This window comes from Gemmatimonadota bacterium (assembly GCA_026706345.1).
Classification (GTDB): domain Bacteria; phylum JAAXHH01; class JAAXHH01; order JAAXHH01; family JAAXHH01; genus JAAXHH01.
Window position 1 is genome coordinate 1 of record JAPOYX010000132.1, and the last position, 2,435, is coordinate 2,435.

At 62.3% G+C, this 2,435-nt stretch carries 3 protein-coding genes; 1 reads left to right on the forward strand and 2 read right to left on the reverse strand.

The annotated features are described in order from the left end of the window. Window positions 1-632, reverse strand: a 632-nt coding sequence (locus tag OXG98_08505; protein ID MCY3772046.1) for a hypothetical protein, incomplete at its 3' end; no start/stop codon positions are given. Beyond that, entirely contained in the window at window positions 629-1,174 is a 546-nt protein-coding gene (locus OXG98_08510; GenBank protein ID MCY3772047.1) for a hypothetical protein, read from the reverse strand. The genes OXG98_08505 and OXG98_08510, both read right to left, overlap by 4 nt. Window positions 1,175-1,225: 51 nt before the next feature. Between OXG98_08510 and OXG98_08515 the strand changes: the two genes are divergently transcribed. Beyond that, the coding region (locus OXG98_08515; GenBank protein MCY3772048.1) for a hypothetical protein at window positions 1,226-2,435 on the forward strand (1,210 nt) is incomplete at its 3' end.

Genomic DNA, 2,435 nt, shown 5'->3' on the forward strand with positions numbered 1-2,435 from the left:
CCGGCGGCCGCTTCGTGGAACCCTTTCTGCCCGCGGACTTTCTGGATCCGCTCCGGGAGCTGTATCGACTTGCCCGGCGTAATCGAGAAGGACTGGAACGAGTGCTGCTGCTTGGTCGTGTGGCCGCTGCCTTCATCGCGGGCATCGAACAGGTAGGCGATGATTGACCGGCCATCGGTAACGGAGATGCTTGCACCGTAATCGATCTCGCGGCCGGCCACGGCTATCCGGACATCGGTCTGCCGGGAACGCCTGATGACCTTCACATCGCTGGCCCTCATGGCCGCCGCGTCCTTGAGCAACCGTGCGACGTAACGCTTGTGGTTTTCCTGTTCTTCCACCTCGCCCCCGGCGGGCTCGGAAGCGAGGTAGAGGTCCGCGATCTGGTGCGGCGACGCCTGCTCGACGTTCGGTTCGAGCGCGAAGGCCTCGGCAATCGCCTGCTGCAATTCGAGAACCTGCGGATCGAACTGCTTGCCGGACTGGACCACGAACCGGCCCGTGTTGAACACTGCACAGGTTTCGCGAAATTCATCCGGGATTTCGATCAGGCCGTTTTCACGGACCGGGAATTGCCGCGCTCGCGACACGGCAGACGGGACAAGGGGAGAACGCACCATGATGCCGGTCAATCGACGACGATCGGTGTTCCGGTGGGGCTGACCATTTCGACCACCCCGTCACCCACCGCGACGACCTTGTACCCGTTCTCAAGCAGGTCGCCCTCGGAAACCGTCAGCCCGACACCATCGACCCGAATCAGCGCACGCGCCCGGCTGCTCCGCCTCACGATCGCCTGAAGCGCGAATTCGGGGTGTACTTCGTCCGGGACCACCATCTTAACGCCACCGGGTACCTCCAAACTATCCTCTACCGGTAGAGATTTGGTTACCAACTGGACTCCAAACAGCCCTGCCAGCCGCCGGTTGTTTTCGTCGATCTCCAGGAGCTTGACTTGTGATTCGCGGCAGATCGCAAGAACATGGCGCTCGATTGCCAAGGCCGATAGTGCCTCAGTCGGGTCGGCAAGTGTGGCGTATGCATCCTGCAATACCTTGATAGGGCAGAGAAAAGCCAGGCCGGTATCGGTCTGGGCACGAGCTTCAGAAAAGACCACGACCCAAACCGACACCAGAAGGGAGGAAAACCAACTGCTCGACAAGACACGCATCATATGATTATTATCGTCGTTGCTAAGTAAGTCAATATACAGGAACGATGTAAAATGAAACAAGCATTGCACACGACAGCGCTGACAGCGCTGACTGCTGTAACAGTCGCCGGTGCGACTCCGGCCGCCTCCACGACCGCGGTTTTCGATTTCGGCGGGCTGATCAAGGGGGTCCAGGGAGAAACGCTATCCCGGACCCGGGCTGCGGAACTCTACGCGGCAGCGCTCCAGCATGTCGCCGGCGACTATCTGGACGCGATTTCCGCTGACGACACAAGGGCATTGCTCGACATCCTGGAATCGGCAGGGACCGACTTGCCGGAAGGTCAGGGGACGCTGGCAACGGAAGACATTCGCCGTTTCAACGGTCTCGGGATCAACGCGGCGGCCGCCGCCGGGCAGATGGCCGTGTGGGTCGTTGAAGGCGATCTCCGGAACGGCGCCCAGGGCATCGACATCGAGATGGCGGCCGGCCGGTTGCACCTGGCGATGATCGGAAGGATCCGGGGATCGTCGTTTCACCGTGACGGGGGGCAAGCCGAGGCCATCAACCCGGCTCTCGCGGCGGTCGTGCCTGGCGTGGCGATTGGCATCGTACTGCCCGCGCGATCGCCCGCCGATGTCCTCTCCGAGGACCTGGACGCGACCGCACGGCGCCGGCAGCCCTGCCCGGACGGCCAGCACGGCTTCGGGATCCTCCAGGAAAGGTCCTACATCCGGCGCGTGCGGGGTAACGGACAGTCGGAGATCGAATGGACTTCGGCGGTCTGGCTGGAGACGTCGCGCAGTTGCTTCGCGGATGTCGCCCGGGATGTCACCATCGCCGAGCAATGCCCGGCACCGCAACCAGGTTTTATCCTGCATCGGGTCGAGCAGCGGATCGAGAAGCATCCTGACAATCCGTACGGTTTCAGGGTGTGGAGGGAAGAGACGACGCCGGCGACGGAAATCTCGAACACCTGTGGCATCGACGGCAGGCGGTTGAATACCGTCACGTCACATGAAACAGGCGCCCGCACGAGATCCTGCAGCGTGGCACATCCGTCCACTCCGCCCTGGAATGGCGATGTCCAGGAAACGCAACCGATCCGGGTGGTCAAGAACTGGTTCGGCGACGATCAGGAGGGCGTTATCGAGCGGCGTTACCCCGGTGCCTGGACCCAGCAGTCCGAAAACTGTTCCCGGGACAGGACCCGCGCCACAAGCCGCCAGGCTCGCCGCAACTGTCCCTCGATGCATCCGAACGGCGATTCGTATCAGAGGG

Bases quoted from the DNA above. Each gene is read 5' to 3' on its own strand.
- OXG98_08510 (MCY3772047.1), bottom strand. From the start codon at position 1,174: ATGATGCGTGTCTTGTCGAGCAGTTGGTTTTCCTCCCTTCTGGTGTCG.